Source organism: Actinomadura kijaniata NBRC 14229 (assembly GCF_001552175.1).
Classification (GTDB): domain Bacteria; phylum Actinomycetota; class Actinomycetes; order Streptosporangiales; family Streptosporangiaceae; genus Spirillospora; species Spirillospora kijaniata.
On the sequence record NZ_BCQR01000077.1, the window covers coordinates 1 to 20908 of the forward strand.

The 20908-nt window shown below is 73.2% G+C and carries 15 protein-coding genes; 9 read left to right on the forward strand and 6 right to left on the reverse strand.

All coding sequences use genetic code 11. The features are described from left to right. From AKI01S_RS23810 to AKI01S_RS23820, 3 genes are all read left to right on the forward strand, one after another. Window positions 1-1489: M1 family metallopeptidase (locus AKI01S_RS23810; protein ID WP_369688738.1), on the forward strand; the 1489-nt coding region annotated here is incomplete at its 5' end. A 31-nt stretch (window positions 1490-1520) separates the two neighbouring features. Next, the gene (locus AKI01S_RS23815) at window positions 1521-2945 is read left to right on the forward strand and encodes a M1 family metallopeptidase (RefSeq protein ID WP_067822139.1); all 1425 of its coding nucleotides are present in this window, start codon (window positions 1521-1523) and stop codon (window positions 2943-2945) included. Window positions 2946-3036: 91 nt separating this feature from the next. Further along, window positions 3037-4464 carry a M1 family metallopeptidase gene (locus tag AKI01S_RS23820; protein WP_067822142.1) on the forward strand — a complete coding sequence of 476 codons (1428 nt, stop codon included), beginning with the start codon at window positions 3037-3039 and terminating at the stop codon, window positions 4462-4464. A gap of 95 nt (window positions 4465-4559) precedes the next feature. Here AKI01S_RS23820 and ilvA read toward each other — a convergent pair whose 3' ends face one another. From ilvA to AKI01S_RS23835, 3 genes are read right to left on the reverse strand one after another with little or no spacing between them, the layout of a single operon-like run. Next, window positions 4560-5780, reverse strand: coding sequence for a threonine ammonia-lyase (ilvA, locus tag AKI01S_RS23825; RefSeq protein ID WP_245681748.1), 1221 nt, complete (start codon window positions 5778-5780; stop codon window positions 4560-4562). Between the two features lie 58 nt (window positions 5781-5838). Continuing rightward, a complete protein-coding gene (locus AKI01S_RS23830; protein ID WP_067822145.1) occupies window positions 5839-6771 on the reverse strand; it encodes an ROK family protein in 933 nt (310 codons plus the stop codon). Beyond that, window positions 6768-7919, reverse strand: a complete 1152-nt coding sequence (locus AKI01S_RS23835; protein WP_067822249.1) for an FIST signal transduction protein — start codon at window positions 7917-7919, stop codon at window positions 6768-6770. The genes AKI01S_RS23830 and AKI01S_RS23835 overlap by 4 nt, the downstream gene beginning before the upstream one ends. A 159-nt stretch (window positions 7920-8078) precedes the next feature. Between AKI01S_RS23835 and AKI01S_RS23840 the strand changes: the two genes are divergently transcribed. The 4 genes from AKI01S_RS23840 to AKI01S_RS23855 all read left to right on the forward strand — a co-directional run bounded on the left by AKI01S_RS23840 (window position 8079) and on the right by AKI01S_RS23855 (window position 13040). Further along, entirely contained in the window at window positions 8079-9497 is a 1419-nt protein-coding gene (locus AKI01S_RS23840) for a sigma 54-interacting transcriptional regulator (RefSeq protein WP_084000148.1), read from the forward strand. Between the two features lie 22 nt (window positions 9498-9519). Continuing rightward, window positions 9520-11520 (forward strand): vWA domain-containing protein, encoded by a 2001-nt coding sequence (locus tag AKI01S_RS23845; RefSeq protein WP_067822147.1) that lies wholly within the window; start codon window positions 9520-9522, stop codon window positions 11518-11520. Between the two features lie 118 nt (window positions 11521-11638). Further along, window positions 11639-12409 carry a hypothetical protein gene (locus AKI01S_RS50805; protein ID WP_067822151.1) on the forward strand — a complete coding sequence of 257 codons (771 nt, stop codon included), beginning with the start codon at window positions 11639-11641 and terminating at the stop codon, window positions 12407-12409. An 88-nt stretch (window positions 12410-12497) separates the two neighbouring features. Then, window positions 12498-13040 carry a hypothetical protein gene (locus AKI01S_RS23855; protein ID WP_067822155.1) on the forward strand — a complete coding sequence of 181 codons (543 nt, stop codon included), beginning with the start codon at window positions 12498-12500 and terminating at the stop codon, window positions 13038-13040. Window positions 13041-13110: 70 nt separating this feature from the next. On the opposite strand, the gene AKI01S_RS23860 is transcribed toward AKI01S_RS23855, so the two are convergent. Both AKI01S_RS23860 and AKI01S_RS23865 read right to left on the reverse strand, forming a co-directional pair. Further along, a complete protein-coding gene (locus AKI01S_RS23860; RefSeq protein WP_245681749.1) occupies window positions 13111-14361 on the reverse strand; it encodes an alpha/beta hydrolase in 1251 nt (416 codons plus the stop codon). 142 nt (window positions 14362-14503) lie between these two features. Beyond that, the gene (locus tag AKI01S_RS23865) at window positions 14504-15652 is read right to left on the reverse strand and encodes a cystathionine gamma-synthase (protein ID WP_067822159.1); all 1149 of its coding nucleotides are present in this window, start codon (window positions 15650-15652) and stop codon (window positions 14504-14506) included. A gap of 162 nt (window positions 15653-15814) precedes the next feature. On the opposite strand from AKI01S_RS23865, the gene AKI01S_RS23870 reads away from it, so the two are divergent. Then, window positions 15815-17977 (forward strand): MMPL family transporter, encoded by a 2163-nt coding sequence (locus AKI01S_RS23870; RefSeq protein ID WP_067822162.1) that lies wholly within the window; start codon window positions 15815-15817, stop codon window positions 17975-17977. A gap of 147 nt (window positions 17978-18124) precedes the next feature. Here the strand turns inward: AKI01S_RS23870 and AKI01S_RS23875 are convergent, their stop codons facing one another. Continuing rightward, window positions 18125-19513, reverse strand: coding sequence for a cystathionine beta-synthase (locus AKI01S_RS23875; protein ID WP_067822165.1), 1389 nt, complete (start codon window positions 19511-19513; stop codon window positions 18125-18127). A gap of 243 nt (window positions 19514-19756) precedes the next feature. Between AKI01S_RS23875 and AKI01S_RS23880 the strand changes: the two genes are divergently transcribed. After that, the gene (locus AKI01S_RS23880; RefSeq protein WP_067822168.1) at window positions 19757-20782 is read left to right on the forward strand and encodes an SGNH/GDSL hydrolase family protein; all 1026 of its coding nucleotides are present in this window, start codon (window positions 19757-19759) and stop codon (window positions 20780-20782) included. Window positions 20783-20908 lie beyond the last annotated feature (126 nt).

Genomic DNA, 20908 nt, shown 5'->3' on the forward strand with positions numbered 1-20908 from the left:
CGACCCCGGCGCGACCCCCGGCACTCCCGACGTGGCCCCCGGCGCCCCCGACACGCCTCCCGGCGAAGCCCCCGGCATGCCTCCGGGCCCGCCCGACCCGAACGGCGCCCCGCCCGGCCCGCCCGACACGGCCGGCGGCGCGCCCTCCCCCGAACCCGGCACCGCCCCCTCCACCACGGCACCCCAGCCGGTCGAGGGCAGGCCCGGGGCCGCCGGGCGCGGGGACTCCTACCTCCGGCAGGCCGGGAACGGCGGCTACGACGTCCGCCACTACGACATCGACCTGCGCTACCGCTCCGGCGGCCGGGTCACCCTGAGGTCGGTCATCACCGCCACGGCGCTCCACCCCCTGTCCCGGTTCAACCTCGACTTCCGCGGGCCGAGCCTGCGCGGCGTCGCCGTGCAGGGGAGGGCGGCGCAGTACCGGCGTTCCGGGCAGGAGCTCGTCATCACCCCGGCGGCACCGGTCCGCTCGGGGACGACGTTCACCGTCGAGGTGCGCTACGACGGCAAGCCCCGTCCCGTCCACAACAAGTCCCTGGGCACCTACGGCTGGGTGGCCAGCCGCGACGGCGCGGTCGTGCTCGCCGAGCCCGACGGCGCGCCGACCTGGCTGCCGGTCAACGACCACCCGACCGACAAGGCCACCTACGCCTACCGGATCACCGTGCCGGCGAAGCTCCGGGCGTTCGCCAACGGCGTCCCCGGCAGGGTCGTCCGGCGCGGCGGCGAGACCACCTACGAGTGGGCCGAGAGGTCCCCGATGGCCAGCTACCTGGCGACGGTCGCGATCGGCAGGTTCGAGGTCAGGAAGGGGAAGGTCGGGAAGGTCCCGGTCATCACCGCCGTCGACCCCAAGTTCCGCAGGTCGGCGCGGAAGGTCCACGACCTGACCGTCGAGGCGCTGCGGTGGGAGACGAAGCTGTTCGGCAGGTACCCCTTCGCCTCCTCCGGCGGCATCGTGGACGACCCGGCGCTCGACTACGCGCTGGAGACGCAGGAACGGCCGATCTACGCCGGGTTCGTGCCCGACGAGGACTTCGTCGTGCACGAGCTGGCGCACCAGTGGTTCGGCAACAGCGTCACCCTGAGCGACTGGTCCGACATCTGGCTCAACGAGGGCTTCGCCACCTACGCCGAGTGGCTGTGGGCGGAGCGGTCCGGCCCCGACAGCGCCAAGAAGATCTTCGACCGGTACTACCGGCAGCCCGCCGACTCCCCGATCTTCTCCCCGCCGCCGGGCCGGCCCGGCCACCGGGACCTGTTCGGGTTCTCGGTGTACGTGCGCGGCGCGATGGCGTTGCAGGCGCTCCGGCAGAAGGTCGGCGACGCGCGGTTCTTCCGGATCCTGCGGACCTGGGCGAGCGGCCGGCCGCACCGCAACGTCACCACCCGCGACTTCATCGCCCACGCCGAGCGGGTCTCCGGCAAGAAGGTCGGCCCCCTGCTCAACGCCTGGCTCTACGACAAGGGCAAGCCGAGGCTCTGACCTCCGGGCCCGAGGAAGGGAGGCGACGACCGTGCAGGTCCCGCCCCTGGCGCGGCGTACGGCCGTGCTGCTGCTCGTCCCCACGATGGCCGCCGCGACCGCCGCGCCGACGGCCGCCCGGCCGGCCGACCGCCGGAACCACGGCCCGGGCGCGGCGGGCGTCGGCGACCCGTACTTCCCGCTGGCGGGCAACGGCGGCTACGACGTCCGGCACTACGACATCGCGCTGACCTACCGCCCGCAGGGCAGGCGCGTCGCCGGCACCACGACGATCACCGCGACCGCGACGCGGGACCTGTCCCGGTTCAACCTCGACTTCGTGGGCAACCGGGTCGGCTCGGTCACCGTCGACCGCGCCGCCGCGCGCCACAGCCGCCGGGGCCAGGAGCTCACGGTCACCCCGCCGCGCGGGATCGCCAAGGGGGCCACCTTCACCGTCGCGGTCTCCTACGCCGGGTCGCCGCGCACCCTCGGCAACGCCAACCTGGGCCGCACCGGCTGGATCCCGACGCCCGACGGCGTGGCCACGCTGTCGCAGCCGCGGGGCTCGGCGACCTGGTACCCGCTCAACGACCACCCGTCCGACAAGGCGACCCACGCGTTCACGATCACCGTTCCGGACGGGCTGACGGTGATCGCCAACGGCGAGCCGGGCAGGACGACGCGGCGGGGCGGGACCACGACGTTCCGCTGGCGCACCGACCGGCCGATGGCGGGCTACCTGGCGCTGCTGGCGATCGGCAGATTCGCGGTGCGCACCGGGCGCACGCCGGAAGGCATCCCGATGATCACGGCCGTGGACCCGACGCTGGTCACCGCCGACCACGACGAGCTGGCGCGCGTCACCGGCGAGGTCACCGACCGGCTGGCGCGGTGGTTCGGGCCCTACCCGTTCGCCTCGACCGGCGGGGTCGTCGACGACATCCCGGTGGGGTACGCGCTGGAGACGCAGACCCGCCCGGCCTACCCCGGCCAGACCGACACGCCGCTGGTGGTGCACGAGCTGGCGCACCAGTGGTTCGGCAACAGCGTCAGCGTCCGCCGCTGGCAGGACATCTGGCTCAACGAGGGCTTCGCCACCTACGCCGAGTGGCTGTGGGCGGAGAGGCACGGCGGGGCCAGCGCCGAGAAGACCTTCCGGCAGCACTACCGCCGCCCCGCGACCGACAAGGTCTGGCGGCGGCCCACCGGCGCGCCGGGCCGCGACGGGATGTTCGACTTCTTCCCGGTCTACACGCGCGGCGCGATGACGGTGCACGCGCTGCGCACCGCCGTGGGCGACCGGACGTTCTTCACGATCCTGCGCACCTGGCTGCGCCGCAACGCCGACGCCGGCGTCACCACGGCCGACTTCGTCGCGCACTCCGAGAGGGTCGCGGGCCGCCGGCTCGATGGTCTCTTCCGCAAGTGGCTCTACCGGCCCGGAAAGCCGAACCATCCGCGATCCACGTCCTGAACCGGCCGTTTCGATACCAAATCGCGCTTGATCCGGACGGGTCGGCTCGCGAGTCTTGGGGCACGTGTGACACACCTCAAGGACGGGGCCGATGAGCAGAACGCCTCACACTCTCACCGCCGTGACGATCCTCGTCACGGCCGGACTCCTCGGGGCGGCGGCGCCCGTGAACGCCGCCGCCCCCGCCCGCTTCACCCCCGGCGCGCCGGGCGCGGGCGACCCCTACTTCCCCGACATGGGCAACGGCGGCTACGACGCCCAGCACTACGACATCGCCCTGCGGTACGACCCGGCGACCAAGGGCGTGCAGGCCGTCACCCAGGTCAAGGCCCGCGCCACGCAGAACCTGTCGCGCTTCAACCTGGACTTCCTCGGCCCGCTCCGGATCTCGGCGCTGACCGTGAACGGCCGCAAGGCCGCCTACAAGCGGACCGGCGCGCAGGAGCTGGAGATCACCCCGCCGAAGGGGCTGCGCAAGAACAGCCGCTTCACGGTGCGGGTCGCCTACTCCGGCGTTCCGCAGAAGGTCGACGACCCGGCGCTGGGCGTGTCCGGCTGGGTCGCCACCGAGGACGGCGCGATCTTCGTCAACCAGCCGATCGGGGCCGCCACCCTCTACCCGGTCAACGACCACCCGACCGACAAGGCCACCTACACGTTCACGCTCGCCGCGCCCAAGGACCTCACCACCCTGGCCAACGGCGACTTCGCGGGCAAGTGGACCAAGGGCGGCCTGACGGTCTCGCGGTGGAAGATGCGCCAGGTCATGGCCAGCGAGCTCGCGATGATCGCGATCGGGAAGTACGACGTGATCAACGGGCGGACCAGGAGCGGCGTCCCGAACATCACGGCCACCGACCAGCGCCTCGGCATCAAGCCGGAGCTGGCCCGGCAGTTCAACACCCAGACCGGGGACGTGCAGGACTTCCTGGCGGGCTACTTCGGCAAGTACCCGTTCTCCTCCACCGGCGGCATCGCCCTCAAGGGCAACATCGGCTACGCGCTGGAGACCCAGGGCCGCCCGATCTACGACCTGTCCCGCCGTCCCGGCACCATCCCGCGGCCCACCCTGCTGGCGCACGAGCTCGGCCACCAGTGGTTCGGCGACAGCGTCACGCCGAAGCGCTGGGCCGACATCTGGATGAACGAGGGCTTCGCCACCTACTCCGAGTGGCTGTACTCGGAGAAGTACGAGAACAAGCCCGTCCAGCAGAGCTTCGACGAGGTCTACGCCACCCCGGCCGACAACGACCTGTGGAAGCCGAGGACCGCCGACCCGGGCCGCGACAACATCTTCCACCCGACCGTGTACGACCGGGGCGCGATGACCCTGCACGTGCTGCGCAAGCGGGTGGGCGACAAGACGTTCTTCAAGATCGCCAAGCAGTGGCCGACCGTCTACAAGTACCGGAACGCCTCCACCGCCGACTTCATCCGCTTCACCGAGAAGGTGTCGGGCAAGCAGCTCGACGACCTGTACCAGAAGTGGCTCTACACCTCCGGCAAGCCGTCCCTGTGACGGCCCTGTGACGGCCCCCTGACGGCCCTCCGCCGAGGCCGCGGCGCGTCTCCCGCTCCGGCGGGGGCGCGCCGCGTTCCGTTCCGGGACGCGCGCTAGCTCAGGGTGAGGGTGTAGCCCTTCTCCCTGAGGCGTCCGAGCACTTCCTCGCTGTGGTCGGAGCCGCGCGTCTCCAGGTGCATGAGCACCTCGGCCTCCTCCACGTGCAGGCGGGCGGCGACGCGCTCGTGCATGACGTCGAGGACGTTGACGCCCATCCCGGCCAGCTCGCTGAGCAGCGTCACCAGCGCGCCGGGGCGGTCGTTCAGACGGCACCGCACCACCAGGTAGCGGCCCGCGCCCGCCAGCCCGTGCCGCAGCACCTTGGACAGCAGCAGCGGGTCGATGTTCCCGCCCGACAGGACCGCGACCACCGGCGTCCGCACGGCGTAGGAGTGCTCCAGCAGGGCCGCGACGCCCGCCGCGCCGGCGGGCTCGACGACCTGCTTGGCCCGCTCCAGGCACAGCAGCAGCGCCTGCGAGATCGACTCCTCGGTCACCGTGACCACGGCGTCCAGCAGCTCCGACACCAGGTCGTAGGTGAGGTCGCCGGGCCGTCCCACCGCGATCCCGTCGGCCATGGTCGGCTGGATCTCGATCTTCGTGGGCCGTCCGGCGGCCAGCGACGGCGGGAACGCCGCCGCCCGCTTGGCCTGCACCCCGAGGACCTTCACCGCGGGCCGGCCGGCCTCCTCCAGGGCGGCCTTCACCGCCCCGGCGATCCCCGACATCAGCCCGCCGCCGCCGACGGCCCCGACGATGGTCCGCACGTCCGGGCGCTGCTCCAGGATCTCCAGCCCGATGGTCCCCTGCCCGGCCACCACGTCCGGGTGGTCGAACGGGTGGATGAAGACGGCCCCGCACTTGTCGGCGTACTTGCGCGCGGCCTCCAGGCAGTGGTCGACCGTCGGTCCGGGGAACCGCACCTCGGCGCCGTACCCCCGGGTCGCCGCGACCTTGGGCAGCGGGGCGCCCTGCGGCATGAACACGGTGGCCTTGCAGCCCAGCATGGACGCGGCGAGCGCGACGCCCTGCGCGTGGTTGCCCGCGCTGGCGGCGACCACGCCCCCGGCGCGCTCCTCCTCGCTCAGCCGCGCGATCCGCACGTACGCGCCCCGGATCTTGAACGACCCGGTCCGCTGGAGGTTCTCGCACTTGAGGAACACCGGCCCGCCGATGGCCTCGCTGAGCACGCGCGAGTGCACCAACGGCGTGGGAACGACCACCTCACGCAGCATCTCCCGCGCCGCGCGCACGTCATCAAGCTTCAGAGCCACCCCCGCATCCTGCCACGTCCGCCCCGGTGGCCCGGCCCGTCCCGGCCGGGGAGGGCCGTCAGTCGGCGTGCCAGTAGGAGCCCGGGTCGTGGATCAGGGCGGCGGCGCCGACCAGGCCCGCGGTCTGGCCCAGCGTGGCGGGGACCGCCTCGACCCGGCGGGCGAAGTCCAGGCGGGCGTGGGCGCGCAGGGCCTCGTTCAGCGGGGCGAACAGCAGGTCCCCGGTCTGGGACAGGCCACCGCCCACCGCCACCACCTCCAGGTCGCACAGGTGCGTCGCCGAGGCGATGGCGACGCCCAGGGCGCGGCCCGCCCGGGTCAGCGCCCGGAGGGCCACCGGGTGGCCCGCGCGGGCGTCGTCCGCCAGCTCCACGCCCGTCACCCGCTCGCCGGGGCGCCAGCCCTGCGACTGGGCCCAGGCCACCAGGCCCGGACCGCGCGCGACGGCCTCCAGGCAGCCCCGGCCGCCGCAGGCGCAGGGCGGGCCGCCCGGGTCCACCACCACGTGGCCGATGTGGCCCGCGTTGCCGCTCGCCCCGTCGATCAGGCGGCCGTTCAGGATCAGGCCGCCGCCCACCCCGGTGGAGACGACCATGCCCAGCACGTTGGCGCGGCCCCGGCCCGCTCCCGCGCGGTGCTCGCCGATCGCCACGCAGACCGCGTCGTTGTGGACGCGGACCGGCAGGCCCGGGTGGCGGTCGGCCAGGCGGGCCCGGAGCGGGAAGCCCCGCCAGGCGGGCATGTTCAGCGGGGACACCTCCGCCGCCGGCCAGGTCATCGGGCCGCCGCAGCCCACGCCGACGCCCGCCAGGTCCGGTTCGCCCGCCTCCGCCAGCACCTTGTCGAGCAGGGAGGTGAGGGCCTGCCAGATCTCCTCCCCGTCGCGGGTGACGGGGGTGGGCGTGCGGGCCTGGGACAGCAGCTCCCCGTCGGGGGCGACCACGGCGGACGCCAGCTTCGTGCCGCCGATGTCCACGGCCAGGACGGTCACCGCGCCGCCCCGAACGCCAGGATCGACGCCGTGAAGCCGTGCACGTGGTTGCGGCCCGCGACCGGGCCGATCTCCCCGGCCGCGAAGAAGCCGCCGACCCCGGCCGCGCCGAACGCCTGCTGGAGGATCTTCGCGTCGTGGTCGGAGTCGGGGAACATCGCCCGTCCCCGGCCGTTGCAGGAGAACAGCAGCGCCCCCTCGACGTGCAGGTCGAAGCGGTCCAGCAGGGCCGCCAGGTCGTGCTCGGCCGCGCCCGAGTCGCGGACCTGGAAGCGGACCGTGCGGCCGATCTCCACCACGTCGCCGATCGCGATCGCGCCGGAGTCGGTGTCGGCGCCGACCACCCCGCGCACCAGGAAGTCGCCGTGCTCGTGCTCCTCGGCGTACTCGTCCATCGCCACGCCGATCAGCAGGCCGCGCGCGGCGAGCTCCTGCTCCTCCTCGGGCAGGCCCAGGACGATCTGCTCCAGCTTGTCCAGGGCCGGGGTGCCCGCCAGCTCGTACAGCACGTTGTCCTCGGCGCGGGTGACCACCATGTCGGGGCCGATCGGGCGCGCGCCCTGGCTGACGACCGTCGCGGCCGTCACCTCGCCGCCCAGCACGACGCCGACCGCGCCGGAGTCGTGGATCTCCCCGTTCAGGAACAGCCGCACCGAGCCCCGCACCGGCCCGTCGGCCATCCCGCCGACCAGCGGCAGGCCGGGCATCGCCTCGCCGGACCGCTCGACGAACGCGTCCACCGGGAAGCTGTAGGGGTCGGCCAGCAGCACGCCGACCACGTCGTCCTCCTGCCCCTCGGGCATCCCGACGACGATCAGCCGGTCCTCGGCGCGCAGCGTCTCCAGCCGGAACGGCTCCAGCCGCGCCCCCGGCAGCACCGCCGCCCACGCGCTGACCGCGCTGGACTCCTCCACGCCCCGGCCCGCGCCGATGACGCCGCCGGCGCTGCATCCCAGCAGCACGGCCGGTCCCGCGGCCTGCGCGGCGACGCGGGCGGCGTCCTCCAGCTCGTCCGGGTCGTCCCCGGCCACGAACACGCACACCAGGTCGGGCGCGGCGTCCAACGGCGCCAGCGCCTGCTCGACCGCCGACCTCGCGGCGCTGGCCAGATCGGGGCCGAGGGCCAGGCCGTCACCGAATCGCGCCATCGGCGCCGCCTCCCTCGAACGGTTCACCGGGTCGGTCCACACCACCAGTCTCCCCGCTGGGAGCCCGTGGCCCAAACCTCCGCTCCGCATTCCCGGCGACGAAGATTCGAAGCCGGACAACGGTGCGATTCGGCGGATCGGCGACGTAGTGTCGTTCGCGTGCGTCCATCCATACCTCGCGAGACCACTCTGGGCGGGCTGCGCACCAGCGGCCACGTGCGACGCTCGGTGAAGGCCGAGATCCGGCACAACCTGCTGACGCGGCTGAGATCCGGCGAGCCGCGCTTCCCCGGCATCGTCGGTTTCGACGACACCGTCCTGCCCCATCTGGAACGCGCCCTGCTCGCCGGGCACGACCTGGTCCTGCTCGGCGAGCGCGGCCAGGGCAAGACCCGGCTGATCCGCACGCTGGCCGGGCTGCTGGACGAGTGGACGCCCGTGGTCGACGGCTGCGAGATCGGCGACCACCCGTACGCGCCGGTCTGCGTGCGCTGCCGGAGGCTGGCCACCGAGCTCGGCGACGACCTGCCGGTGGGCTGGCGGCACCGCGACGAGCGGTACGGCGAGAAGCTCGCCACCCCCGACACCAGCGTCGGCGACCTGATCGGCGACGTGGACCCCATCAAGGTCGCCGAGGGCCGCACGCTGGGCGACCCCGAGACCGTCCACTACGGCCTGGTCCCCCGCTTCAACCGGGGGATCTTCTCCATCAACGAGCTGCCCGACCTCGCCGAGCGCATCCAGGTCGCGCTGCTCAACGTGCTGGAGGAGCGCGACGTCCAGATCCGCGGCTACGCCCTGCGGCTCCCGCTGGACGTGCTGCTGGTCGCCTCCGCCAACCCCGAGGACTACACCAACCGGGGCCGCATCATCACCCCCCTCAAGGACCGCTTCGGCGCGGAGATCCGCACCCACTACCCGGTCGACCTGGACACCGAGCTCGGCCTGATCCGCCAGGAGGCCGACCTCGCCGACCTGAACGGCGTGCCGGCCGAGGTCCCCGACCACGTCCTGGAGGTCATCGCCCGCTTCACCCGCCTGGTCCGGGAGTCCAACGCGGTGGACGCCCGTTCCGGCGTGTCGGCGCGGTTCGCGCTGGCCGGGGCCGAGACCGTCGCGGCCGGGGCGGTGCGGCGCGCCGCGATCGCCGGCGAGGACCACGCCGTGGCGCGCGTGTGCGACCTGCCCGCGATCGTCCCGACGCTGATGGGGAAGGTGGAGTTCGAGGTCAGCGAGGAGGGCCGCGAGCAGGAGGTGCTGGAGCACCTGCTGCGCCGCGCCACCGCCGAGACCTACCGCCGGACCCTCGGCGCGGCCGACCTGTCGGGGCTGCTGGACCGGTTCGACGCCGGGGAGACCGTGGAGTCGGGCGAGCTGGTGAGCGCCACGGCGCTGCTGCGCCGCATCGGCCCGGTGCCCGGCCTCGCCAAGATCATGGAACGGCTGGGGCTGACCGGCGACTCGCCCGGCCAGGCCGCCGCCGCGCTGGAGTTCGCGCTGGAGGGGCTGTTCCTGACCCGGCGGCTGTCCAAGGACGTCACCGAGGGCGGCGACGGGACCGCCACGTATCGCACCTGACCTTTCTTCCTGAGGGGGCTCGATGAGCCGCTACCGGTACGGGGCGTACGAGGACGGGCCCGATCCGCTCGCCCCGCCCTACGACGTCCGCGACGCGCTGGACGCGCTGGGCGACTCGGTCCTGGAGGGCACCCGGCCCGAGGACGCGCTGCGCGAGATGCTGCGGCGCGGCCTGCCGGGCGCGCGGGGCCGCCGCGGGCTGGACGACCTGCTGCGGCAGGTCCGCGAGCGCCGCCGCGCCCTGCGCGAGCGCGGCCGTCTCGACGGCACGCTGGAGGAGGTGCGCCGCCTGCTGGACACCGCGATCGGGCAGGAGCGCGCCGAGCTGTTCCCGGACCCGGGCGACGAGGCCCGGCTGCGCGAGGCGGAGCTGGACACGCTGCCGGACGACACCGCGCAGGCGGTGCGGCGGCTGTCGGACTACGACTGGCGGTCCGACGCGGCGCGCGAGACGTTCCAGAAGCTCAGGGACCTGCTGCGCGACGACGTCCTGGACGCGCAGTTCCAGGGCATGAAGCAGGCGCTCCAGAGCCAGGACCCGCAGGCGATGCGGCGGGTCAAGGACATGATGGCCGCGCTCAACGGGATGCTCGACCGGGACGCGCGCGGCGAGCACACCCAGCGGGACTTCGAGGAGTTCATGCGCGAGTACGGGGACTTCTTCCCCGACGAACCGCGCGACCTGGAGGAGCTCGTCGACTCCCTGGCCCGCCGCGCCGCCGCGACCGACCGGCTGCTGGCGTCGCTGTCGCCCGAGCAGCGCGCCGAGCTGGCCGACCTCATGCGGCAGGCCATGCAGGACGCGGGCCTCGCGATGGAGATGACCCGGCTCGGCGACGCGCTGCGCGCCCGCCGCCCCGACCTCGGCTGGGGCCGCCCCGAGCAGATGACCGGCGACGACCCCCTCGGCATGGGCGACGCCACCACCGCGCTCGCCGAGCTGGCCGACCTCGCCGACCTGGAGAGCGCCCTCGGCCAGGACTACCCCGGCGCGCGCCTGGACGACATCGACGAGGAGGCCGTCCGCCGCGCCCTCGGCCGCCGCGCCGTGGACGACCTGGCCGAGCTGCGCCGCATCGAGGCCGAGCTGGAACGCCAGGGCTACCTGGAGCGCGACCGCGGCAGGCTGGAGCTCACCCCCAAGGCCGTGCGGCGCCTCGGCGAGACCGCGCTGCGCCGCGTGTTCTCCCAGCTCGCCGCCGGCCGGCAGGGCGACCACGACCAGCGCGACGCCGGGCAGGCCGGGGAGCTCACCGGCTCCAGCCGCCCCTGGCGGTTCGGCGACGAGCAGCCCCTGGACGTCGTCCGCACCGTCGGCAACGCGATCACCCGCAGCGCGATGGAGGCCGTCCCCGCCCCCGGACCCGCCGGGCCCTCCGGAGCGGCGGCCCCGGTGGTGCGGCTGCACGTGGACGACTTCGAGGTCCACGAGACCGAGCGCCGCACCGCCGCCGCCGTGTGCCTGCTGGTGGACCTGTCGTACTCGATGGTGCTGCGCGGCGCGTGGGCGGTCGCCAAGCAGACGACCCTCGCCCTGCACACCCTGGTGACCAGCAGGTTCCCGCAGGACGCCATCAAGATCATCGGGTTCTCCAACTACGCCCGCGAACTCCACCCCACCGAGATGGCCGGGCTGGAGTGGGACATGGTCCAGGGCACCAACCTGCACCACGCCCTGATGATCGCGGGCCGCCATCTGGACCGGCACCCCGACTTCGAGCCGATCGTGCTGGTGGTCACCGACGGCGAGCCGACCGCGCACCTGCGGCCCGACGGGCGGTCCTGGTTCGACTACCCGCCGTCGGCCGACACGCTGGTGCTGACCATGGCCGAGGTGGACCGGATGACCCGGCGCGGCGCGGGCCTGAACTTCTTCATGCTGGCCGACGACCGGCGGCTGGTGTCGTTCGTGGAGGAGGTCGCCCGGCGCAACGGCGGGCGGGTCTTCGCCCCCGACGCGCAGCGGCTCGGCGAGTACGTCGTCTCCGACTACCTGCGGGTGCGGCGCGGCCGCCGCCGATGATCTTCCTTTACCGAGCCTGACGGTTACCCCCGAACGCGCCCGGGGAGGGTGACCTCCGCCGCACCGCGGCTACGGAGAGTAATCGAAGGTCGCTCAACGCCTCTCTGGGGGAGAGACGATGAAACCACGCACGTCCCTGGGACTCCTGACGGTCGGCCTCGGCACCGCGGCGGTCGTCGCGTTCGGCTCGGGCCTCGCCATGGCCGACCACAGATCCGACCACCGGACCGCCGCCGTACCCCAGTGCCCGCCGTCCGCCGAGGCCGACCCGGCCGCTGACACGGCCGCCGATTCGGCCGCTGACACGGCCGCCGACACCGCCGCCGATCCCGCCGCCAAGCCCGTCCGGCCCGGGAAGGCCGCGCCGCAGTGCCCGCCGCCGAACGCCAAGCCCGCCGACTCCACCAAGCCCGCGGAGTCCGCGGAATCCGCGGCACCCGGCGACTCCACGAAGCCGGCCGACTCCACCAAGCCGGTCGACTCCACCAAGCCCGCCGAATCCACGAAGCCCGACCAGTCCACGAAGCCCGACGAGTCCACGCCCCACGCCGGCTCCACGCCCCACGCCGACTCCGCGCCGCCCGCCCAGACCGCGGCGCCCGCTCAGTCCACACCGGCTCAGTCCGCACCGGCCCAGACCGCGGCACCGGCCCAGCCCGCGCCGGCCAAGCCCGCGACCACCAAGCCCTCGTCCGGCAAGCCCGCGGCCGCCAAGCCCGGGAAGCCGACCAAGTCCGGGAAGCCGGCCAAGCCCGCCAAGAACACCAAGCCCGCCAAGAGCACCAGGCCCGGCAAGTCCACCACGGCCGCCAAGCCCGCGGCGCCCGTCGTGGCACCGGCCGCGTCCCAGCAGGCTCCCGCGGCGCCCCAGCAGGCTCCCACCGGCTGACGGACCCGGTCCGAGGGGAGGAGGGCCGCCCGGCGTCCGCCGGGCGGCCTCCGCCCATTCCGGGGCCGTGCGGGCTAGGGTCGGCGGCATGTCGACTTCTGATCGTCTGCTGCTGGTCCTGCACGTCGGCTTCGCGATCTTCACGCTGGGACCGCTGACGGCCGCGACCATGTCCACCCCGAGGTACATCCGCAAGCAGGACGTCACGGTCGTGCGCTACCTGACCCGGACGACGCGGATCTACGCGCTGGGGTCGCTGGGCATCTTCCTGTTCGGGATGTTCCTGGCCAAGGGCCAGTTCGCCAAGGTGTGGCTGTCGGCGTCGATGACGCTGTTCCTCGTCGCGCTGGTGCTGCTGTTCCTGGTGGAACGCGACCAGCGCAAGGCCATCCACCTGCTGGAGGTCGCCGCCGCCGAGGCTCCCCCGCGCCCCGCCGCCCCCGCGGAGCCCCCCGCCGGGGACGAGAAGGCCGAGAAGACCGCGAAGGCCGCGAAGACCGACGCCCCCGAGGAGAAGCCCGCCCCCCGCGCCGACGTCGCCCAGGTGGAGCGCGGCCGCATCGCCGCCATGTCCGGCGTGGTCGCCCTCATCTGGCTGGTCATCCTGTTCCTGATGGTCTGGTACGGCTGACCCGACCGGCGGAACGCGCGAACGGGGCTCCCCCACCGAGGGGGAGCCCCGTTCGCGTGGGACCGGACGCTCAGCGGGTGCGGGCCTTCAGCCAGGACAGGATCGTCGGGTAGACGTTCGGGTCGTTCAGCAGCGAGCTGCCGTGCGTGTCGCCCTGGATCGTGCGCACCGTGACCGGGACGTTCACCGCCCGCAGCGCGCTCGCCAGCGCCGTGCTCTGCGCGGGCGGCACGAAGTCGCCGACGCTGTGCATCAGCAGCATCGGGGCGTCGCCCGCCGAGGCGTGGCTGGCGCTGTCGGCGTCCTCGATCCGCCGCCAGCAGGAGGGGTCCGGCGTCCGCGCCCCGGTGGACCCGGCCGCGCACCGGATGAGCTCGGTGACCGCGCCGCGCAGCCGGCGCTGGGCGGGCGAGGCGGTGGGCTTGGCGCCGTCCTGGTAGGCCAGGTAGGGGGTGTTCACCGGGGACAGCGCGATCACGCCGCGCACCCGCCCGCCGCCCTCGCCGTACGCGCCGAGCTGGGTGGCGAGCATGCCGCCCGCCGAGGAGCCGAGGACGACGACGCGATCGGGATCCACGTTCCAGCGCTTGGCGTTCTTCTTGACGAAGGCGAGGGCGTTCCCGGCGTCGTTGCGCTGCGCGGGCCACTGGGCGGTCTCGGCGAGCCGGTAGTTGGCGGCGAAGACGACGAAGCCCTGGTTGGTGAGGCGGCGCGCGAAGTACTTCCAGGAGGACTTGTCGCCGCGCAGCCAGTAGCCGCCGTGCAGCATCAGCACGGCGGGACGGGCCTTGGGCGCGGGGGCGTCCCGGCGGTTCCCGGGCGCGGTGGACGGCGTCGCCGAGGGCGTCGTGGACGGCGTCGCGGACGGCCCGCCGTCGCGGTCCCGCTGCTCCGCGCCGGTCTTCGGCGCCCGCTGCTTCTTCGGGGCGGCGACGGGGCGCCAGTAGGCGTCGATGCGCTGGCGCGGGCCCGGCCCGTAGGCGTAGGTGGCCTGGCGGGGCGGCCGCGGCGTGACCATGACGCCCTGCGCGGACACGACCGAGCCGGATCCGGCGGACGGCGGCGTGGGAGTCGGCGCGGCGTCCGGCGTCCCGGAGTCCCCGGGCGAGGGGGTCGGGGACGACGGGGTCCCGGTGGGGCCGGTCGGCCGCGGGTCGGTGGAGGGGGCGGTGGAGGGAACGGTCGGCGACGGCTCCACGGTGACCGTGCCGGTCGGGGTCGGCGTCGGCTCGGTCGTCGTCGCCAGGGCTCCGGTGGGGACGGCCACGGCGGAGATACACGTGGCGGCGAACGCCGCACCGCACAGAAGTACTTTGCGCACTCCGAACCCTTTCTTGGCGGGACCTGGCGCGCACATCATAGATGTTTGATCACGTAAACGGCGGGAACGGCACGACCTCAGGCGCTTCCGGCAGATCGGCGAGGACGGGCGCCCGATGCGCCCGTCCTCACGTTTCCGCAGGTCAGGCCAGCGCCTGCTCCAGGTCGCGCAGCAGGTCGTCGATGTCCTCGATGCCGACCGACAGCCGCACCAGGTCCGCCGGGACCTCCAGCGGCGACCCGGCGGCCGACGCGTGCGTCATCCGCCCCGGGTGCTCGATCAGCGACTCGACGCCGCCCAGCGACTCGCCCAGGATGAACAGGCGCGTCCGCTCGCAGACGGCGACGGCGGCCTCCTCGCTCTTCATCCGGAACGACACCATCCCGCCGAACTTCCTCATCTGCTTGGCCGCGACCTCGTGCCCGGGGTGTTCGGGCAGTCCCGGGTACAGCACCTCGCGCACGGCCGGGTGCCGGGTCAGCATCTCCACGACCTTCTCGGCATTGGAGCAGTGCCGGTCCATGCGCACGCCGAGCGTCTTGATGCCGCGCAGCGTCAGCCAGGCGTCGAACGGCCCGGCGACCGCGCCCATGGCGTTCTGGTGGTAGGTCAGCCGCTCGCCCAGGTCGGCGTCGGCGACGATCAGCGCGCCGCCGACCACGTCGGAGTGCCCGCCGATGTACTTGGTGGTGGAGTGCACGACCACGTCGGCGCCCAGCGTCAGCGGACGCTGGAGGTAGGGCGAGGCGAAGGTGTTGTCCACCACCAGCAGCGCCCCCGCGTCGTGCGCGACGGCGGCCAGGGCCGCGATGTCGGCGACGCCCAGCAGCGGGTTGGTGGGCGTCTCCACCCAGATCAGCTTCGTCTCGGGCCGGACCGCCGCGCGCACGGCGTCGACGTCCCCGAGCGGCACCGGGTCGAACGCCACCCCCCACGGCTCGGCGACCTTCGCGAACAGCCGGTAGGTGCCGCCGTAGGCGTCGTCGGGGATGATGACGTGGTCGCCGGGCTTGCAGACGGTGCGCAGCAGCGTGTCCTCGGCGGCCAGGCCGGACGCGAACGCCAGCCCCCGCGTGCCGCCCTCGACCTCGGCCAGGCATACCTCCAACGCGGTACGCGTCGGGTTGGCCGACCGGGAGTACTCGTAGCCGCCGCGCAGGCCGCCGATTCCGTCCTGCTTATACGTCGAGACCTGGTAGATCGGCGGGACGACCGCGCCCGTGGTGGGGTCCGGTTCCTGTCCCGCGTGGATGGCCAGGGTTTCGAAGCCCTGGTGAACCTCGTTGTCCATGAGGATGAGGCTATCCACCCGCCGCCCCTCCTGGAGGAGGAGCCCTTCCCCCGCAGGTAGCAGGGGACATTTCGGCATGCGGATTGACCCGATCCGTCCCTTCGATCTCTAGCGTTTGAGGGGTAATCAATCCCCCTTTGCACACTGACCGAAGGGTTGCGCATGTTCGCACGCCTTGGGCGGGGCGTCGTCAGACACCCGTTGATCACGATCGGGTTGTGGCTGCTGGCAGCCGTCGCCCTGGTCGCTCTCGCACCTGAACTCAAAACGAAGTCGGACCAGGCGGAGTTCCTGCCCGACAAGTACGAGGCCGTCCAGGCCGCCAAGTTGTCCGAGCGGGAGTTCCCCAGCGCGGACAAGGAGACCAGTCCCGCGATGGTCGTGATCAAACGCACCGACGGCGGGGCCCTCCAGCCGGCCGACGGGCAGAAGATCCAGCAGCTCGCGCAGGCGTTGCAGGCCAAGCAGATCCCGGGGGTCAAGGGCGTGCAGGCGATGCCGCCGCAGCCGGGCGCCAAGGTCGGCCTGGTGGTGGCGGGGCTGCCCTCCGACTTCCGCGACGCCAAGGCCATGGAGCAGGCCAAGAAGGCCGTCAAGACCATGCGCACCGAGTCCACCGCGCAGCTCCGCGGCAGCCCGCTGGCCGCCAAGGTCGGCGGTGACATGGCCTCCACCGTGGACAACGAGGAGTCCGACAAGAAGACCATGGCGATGATCGGCATCGCCACCATCGTGCTGATCGTGGTGCTGCTGGGCATCATCTTCCGCGCGCCGCTGGCCGCGCTGCTGCCGATCCTCGTGGTCTCGCTGGTGTCGATGGTGTCGGGCGCGGTGACCGCGATCATCGGTAACGCGTTCGGCCTCAGCTTCGACGAGAGCTTCAACGAGATCATCGTCGTGGTGCTGTACGGCATCGGCACCGACTACATCCTGTTCCTGCTGTTCCGCTACCGCGAGCGGCTGCGGATGGGCGAGGACAAGAAGACCGCGATGATCACCAGCGTGGAGCGGGTGGGCGAGGCCATCGCCTCCGCCGCGGGCGCGGTCATCGTGGCCTTCCTGGTGCTGCTGCTGGCGGCGTTCAAGGCGTTCGGCGGGCTGGGCCCGCAGCTGGCCATCGCGGTCGGCGTCATGCTGATCACCTCGCTGACCCTGGTGCCGGCGCTGGTCTCGCTGCTCGGCCCGGCGATCTTCTGGCCGTCCAAGGCGTGGAAGAAGGAGCCCAAGCCCGGCCTCTGGGCCAAGATCGGCAACGGGGTGGGCCGCCGTCCCGCCGTCGCCGCCCTCGCCTCGGGCGTGGTGCTGGTCGGCCTGGCCGGAGCCGCGCTCGGCTTCAAGGCCGACTACGACTTCAACGCCAGCGCCCCGCAGAACACCGAGGCCGCCCAGGCCATGAAGGACTTCCGCGGCTCCTTCCCGGCCGGCGCGCTCACCCCGACCGAGGTCTACGTCAAGTCCGGGCAGCCGCTCGACAAGGGCACGCTGGCCTCCTACGGGCAGAAGCTCCAGCAGGCCCCCGGCATCGGCCAGGTCCAGCCGCCGCAGGTGAGCAAGTCCGGCACCGTCGCGATGTACAAGGTCGCGCTGAAGGAGAACCCCAGCTCCAACGAGTCCATCTCGCTGGTGAAGGGCCCGCTGCGCGACTACGTCAAGAAGGAGGCCCCGCAGGGCACCCAGGTGCTGGTCGGCGGCATGACGGCGATCTGGGCCGACATCAACGAGGTCAACAACCGTGACCTGTCGGTCATCCTGCCGGTCGCGGTGGCGCTGATCGGGCTCATCCTGGCGCTGCTGCTGCGCGCCCTGGTCGCCCCGATCTACCTGGTGGTGGCGGTGCTGCTCGGCTTCGCCGCGACGCTGGGCGCGACGGTGCTGCTGTTCCAGGGCATCGAGGGCCGGCCCGGCCTGATGTTCCAGCTACCGATCATCCTGTACCTGTTCGTGCTGGCCATCGGCACCGACTACAACATCCTGATGATCGCCCGGCTGCGGGAGGAGGCCCGCGAGGGCCACGACCCGCGGCGCGGCGCGGCGCTCGGCATCATGCACGCCGGTCCCACGGTGGCCGCGGCGGGCGTGATCCTGGCCGGGACGTTCGCGGTGCTGGTGCTGTCGCCGCAGTCGATGCTCGCCCAGATGGGCTTCGGCGTGGCGATCGGGATCCTGCTGTCGACGTTCGTGATGTCCACGTTCTTCGTCCCGGCGATCACCGCGCTGCTCGGCCACAAGGCCTGGTGGCCCGGCCACAGCGACGCGCCGCGCCAGGTGCCGCCGCACGGTGGCGCCGACCCCGTCCAGGACCGGTTCGCCAAGACCGGCTCCTGACCGACGCCGGATCGCGGCCACCCGGCCGGTAAACGCCGCCCACCTGGCCGGGGCCGCGATCCGGTTCCCCAAGGGGAAGACCAGGCCCCGGAGACCCGCATGAGGGTCTCCGGGGCCTCGGTCGTCCGGGGCGGCGGCCGCCGGGGGTCAGGAGGCGTTCGTCCCGCCCGCCAGGAAGGCGATCACGTCCTGCCGCGTGATCAGGCCCTTGGGCTTGCCGTCCACCAGCACCACAGCCGCGCCGGACTTCTCCAGCACCGACACCGCCTTGCCGACCGGCTCGCCGGACCCGATGGTCGGCAGCGGCGGGGCCATGTGCCGCTCCAGCGGCTCGCCCAGCAGCGCCCGGTCCTTGACCAGGATCTCCAGCAGGTCGCGCTCGGCGACGGACCCGACGACCTCGGCCGCCATGACCGGCGGCTCCTCCTTCATCACCGGAAGCTGCGACACCTCGTACTCCCGCATGATCGAGATGGCGGTCTCGACGCTCTCGTGCGGGTGGGCGTGCACGAACTCCGGCAGCGTGCCGCCCTTGCGGGTCAGCACCTCGCCGACGGTGGGCTCCTCCTGGCCGGCGGCCGACAGGAAGCCGTAGGACTGCATCCACTCGTCGTTGAAGATCTTCGACAGGTAGCCGCGGCCGCCGTCCGGCAGCAGCACGACGACCACCGCGTCGTCGGGGGCCTCGGCCGCGACCCGCAGCGCCGCCACGACCGCCATCCCGCAGGACCCGCCGACCAGCAGGGCCTCCTCGCGGGCCAGCCGCCGCGTCATCGTGAACGAGTCCTTGTCCGACACCGCGATCACGCGGTCGCAGATCTCCCGGTCGTAGGTCTCGGGCCAGATGTCCTCGCCCACGCCCTCGGTCAGGTACGGCCGCCCGGTGCCGCCCGAGTACACCGAGCCCTCCGGGTCGGCCCCGACGATCTGCACCCGGCCGCCGGAGACCTCCTTGAGGTAGCGGCCGGTGCCGCTGATCGTGCCGCCGGTGCCGATCCCCGCCACGAAGTGTGTGATCTTCCCCTCGGTCTGCTCCCAGATCTCCGGGCCGGTCGTCTCGTAGTGGGAGAGCGGGTTGTTGGGGTTGACGTACTGGTTGGGCTTCCACGCGCCGGGGATCTCGGCGGCCAGCCGGTCCGACACCGAGTAGTAGGACTCGGGGTGGTCGGGCGCGACGGCCGTCGGGCAGATCACCACCTCCGCGCCGTAGGCCTTCAGCACGTCGGTCTTGTCCTTGGCGACCTTGTCGGGGCAGACGAACACGCAGCGGTAGCCGCGTTCCTGCGCCACGATGGCCAGGCCGACGCCCGTGTTGCCCGAGGTCGGCTCCACGATCGTCCCACCCGGCCTGAGCAACCCCTCGCGTTCGGCGGCGTCGACCATCCGCACCGCGATGCGGTCCTTCACCGAACCGCCCGGGTTGAAGTACTCCACCTTCGCCAGAACCTGGGCCCCGCCCGTGCCGCCGGTCACCTTGCGCAACCGGAGCAGCGGAGTGTTGCCCATCAGTTCGACGAGCGAGTCGTGTACCTGCACTGCGACGTCCTTGTCGAATATCAGCGCTGTCTGATTTCAGCGTCCTGCATCCCGGTGTCGATCCCGGGGCGACGTGCCGTTCACCACAGTGTCAGCGGGGTGTGCGCCCATGGGAGGGGATGCGGATTCGGATAGATTCTTGTCCCTGACGGTAGCCGAGATCGGTGCCCACGGGCATCTACAGGGGGACGGGGGTCGCAACCCGGGGTTCCGCACCTCACTGCCACGAAGGGGCAACGCACGATGCTGAGAGCTTTCACGGCGCGGCGCATCGCGACGGCCGCGGCGTACGGGGGCGGCGGGATCACCGCGCTGGGGGGACTCACCTTCGGTCTGGTGCTGGCGGAGGCCAGGCTCGCCCGGAAGATCATCCTGGCGACGCCGAACGGCGATCCCCCGGTGGCCGACGGCTTCTACGGCCTGTCCCTGCCCGGCGATCCGCTCGCGTTCGCGATGCTGGGCGACTCCACGGCCGCCGGGCTGGGCGTGCGCTCCGCCGACGAGACCCCGGCCGCGCTGCTGGCGGCGGGGCTGTCCTCGCTGGCCGACCGGCCGGTGTGGCTGACCAACGTCGCCAAGTCCGGCTCCCGCTCCGAGGCGCTGGCCTGGCAGGTGGAGCGGGCGCTGCTGGCCGAGCCCGACGTCGCCGTGATCATGATCGGGGCCAACGACGTCACCGCGCGGGTCCCGCCCGCCGAGTCGGTGCGGCACCTGGCCGAGGCCGTGACGCGGCTGCGCGCGGCGGGCTGCGAGGTCGTCGTCGGCACCTGCCCCGACCTCGGCTCGGTCAAGCCGCTGATGCAGCCGCTGCGCTGGATCGCCCGCCGGGCCAGCCGCCAGCTGGCCGCCGCGCAGACGATCGCGGTGGTGGAGCGGGGCGGCCGGACGGTGTCGCTGGGCGACCTGCTGGGCCACGAGTTCGCGGCCGACCCGCGCGAGATGTTCAGCGCCGACCGCTACCACCCTTCCGGGCGGGGCTACGCCTCCGCCGCCGCGGCCGTGCTGCCCGCGATGGCCGCGGCCCTCGGCCTGGAGCCCGACATGGACGAGCTGGTGCCCGCGCCGCGCCGGGGCCGGGGCACCGGCGTCCTCCCGGTGTACCTGGCCGCCGCCGAGGCCGCCGAGGAGCCGGGCACCCAGGTCGTCGGCACCCGCGTCGCCGGGCGCGAACGCGGCCCGCGCGGCCGGTGGGCGGCGTTGCTGCGCCGCCGCCGCGTCGCCGCACCGGAGACGGCGCTGGAAGGCCCTCCCGACCTGACGGCCGCCTGAGCCGGTCCCGCCCGGCCCCACCCGGCTGGGCGGGATTTCGGCGATCCCCCGCCGTTTGCGTGATTCCTCTGTTACGTTCTGCCACGACGTCCTTCCAAGCGGTCACCAGTCCCCGTCGCCTCCCCG

Bases quoted from the DNA above. Each gene is read 5' to 3' on its own strand.
- AKI01S_RS23835 (WP_067822249.1), bottom strand. From the start codon at position 7,919: ATGGCGCGATTCGGTGACGGCCTGGCCCTCGGCCCCGATCTGGCCAGC.
- AKI01S_RS23820 (WP_067822142.1), top strand. From the start codon at position 3,037: ATGAGCAGAACGCCTCACACTCTCACCGCCGTGACGATCCTCGTCACG.
- AKI01S_RS23880 (WP_067822168.1), top strand. From the start codon at position 19,757: ATGCTGAGAGCTTTCACGGCGCGGCGCATCGCGACGGCCGCGGCGTAC.
- AKI01S_RS23855 (WP_067822155.1), top strand. From the start codon at position 12,498: ATGTCGACTTCTGATCGTCTGCTGCTGGTCCTGCACGTCGGCTTCGCG.
- AKI01S_RS50805 (WP_067822151.1), top strand. From the start codon at position 11,639: ATGAAACCACGCACGTCCCTGGGACTCCTGACGGTCGGCCTCGGCACC.
- AKI01S_RS23865 (WP_067822159.1), bottom strand. From the start codon at position 15,652: ATGGACAACGAGGTTCACCAGGGCTTCGAAACCCTGGCCATCCACGCG.
- AKI01S_RS23845 (WP_067822147.1), top strand. From the start codon at position 9,520: ATGAGCCGCTACCGGTACGGGGCGTACGAGGACGGGCCCGATCCGCTC.
- AKI01S_RS23870 (WP_067822162.1), top strand. From the start codon at position 15,815: ATGTTCGCACGCCTTGGGCGGGGCGTCGTCAGACACCCGTTGATCACG.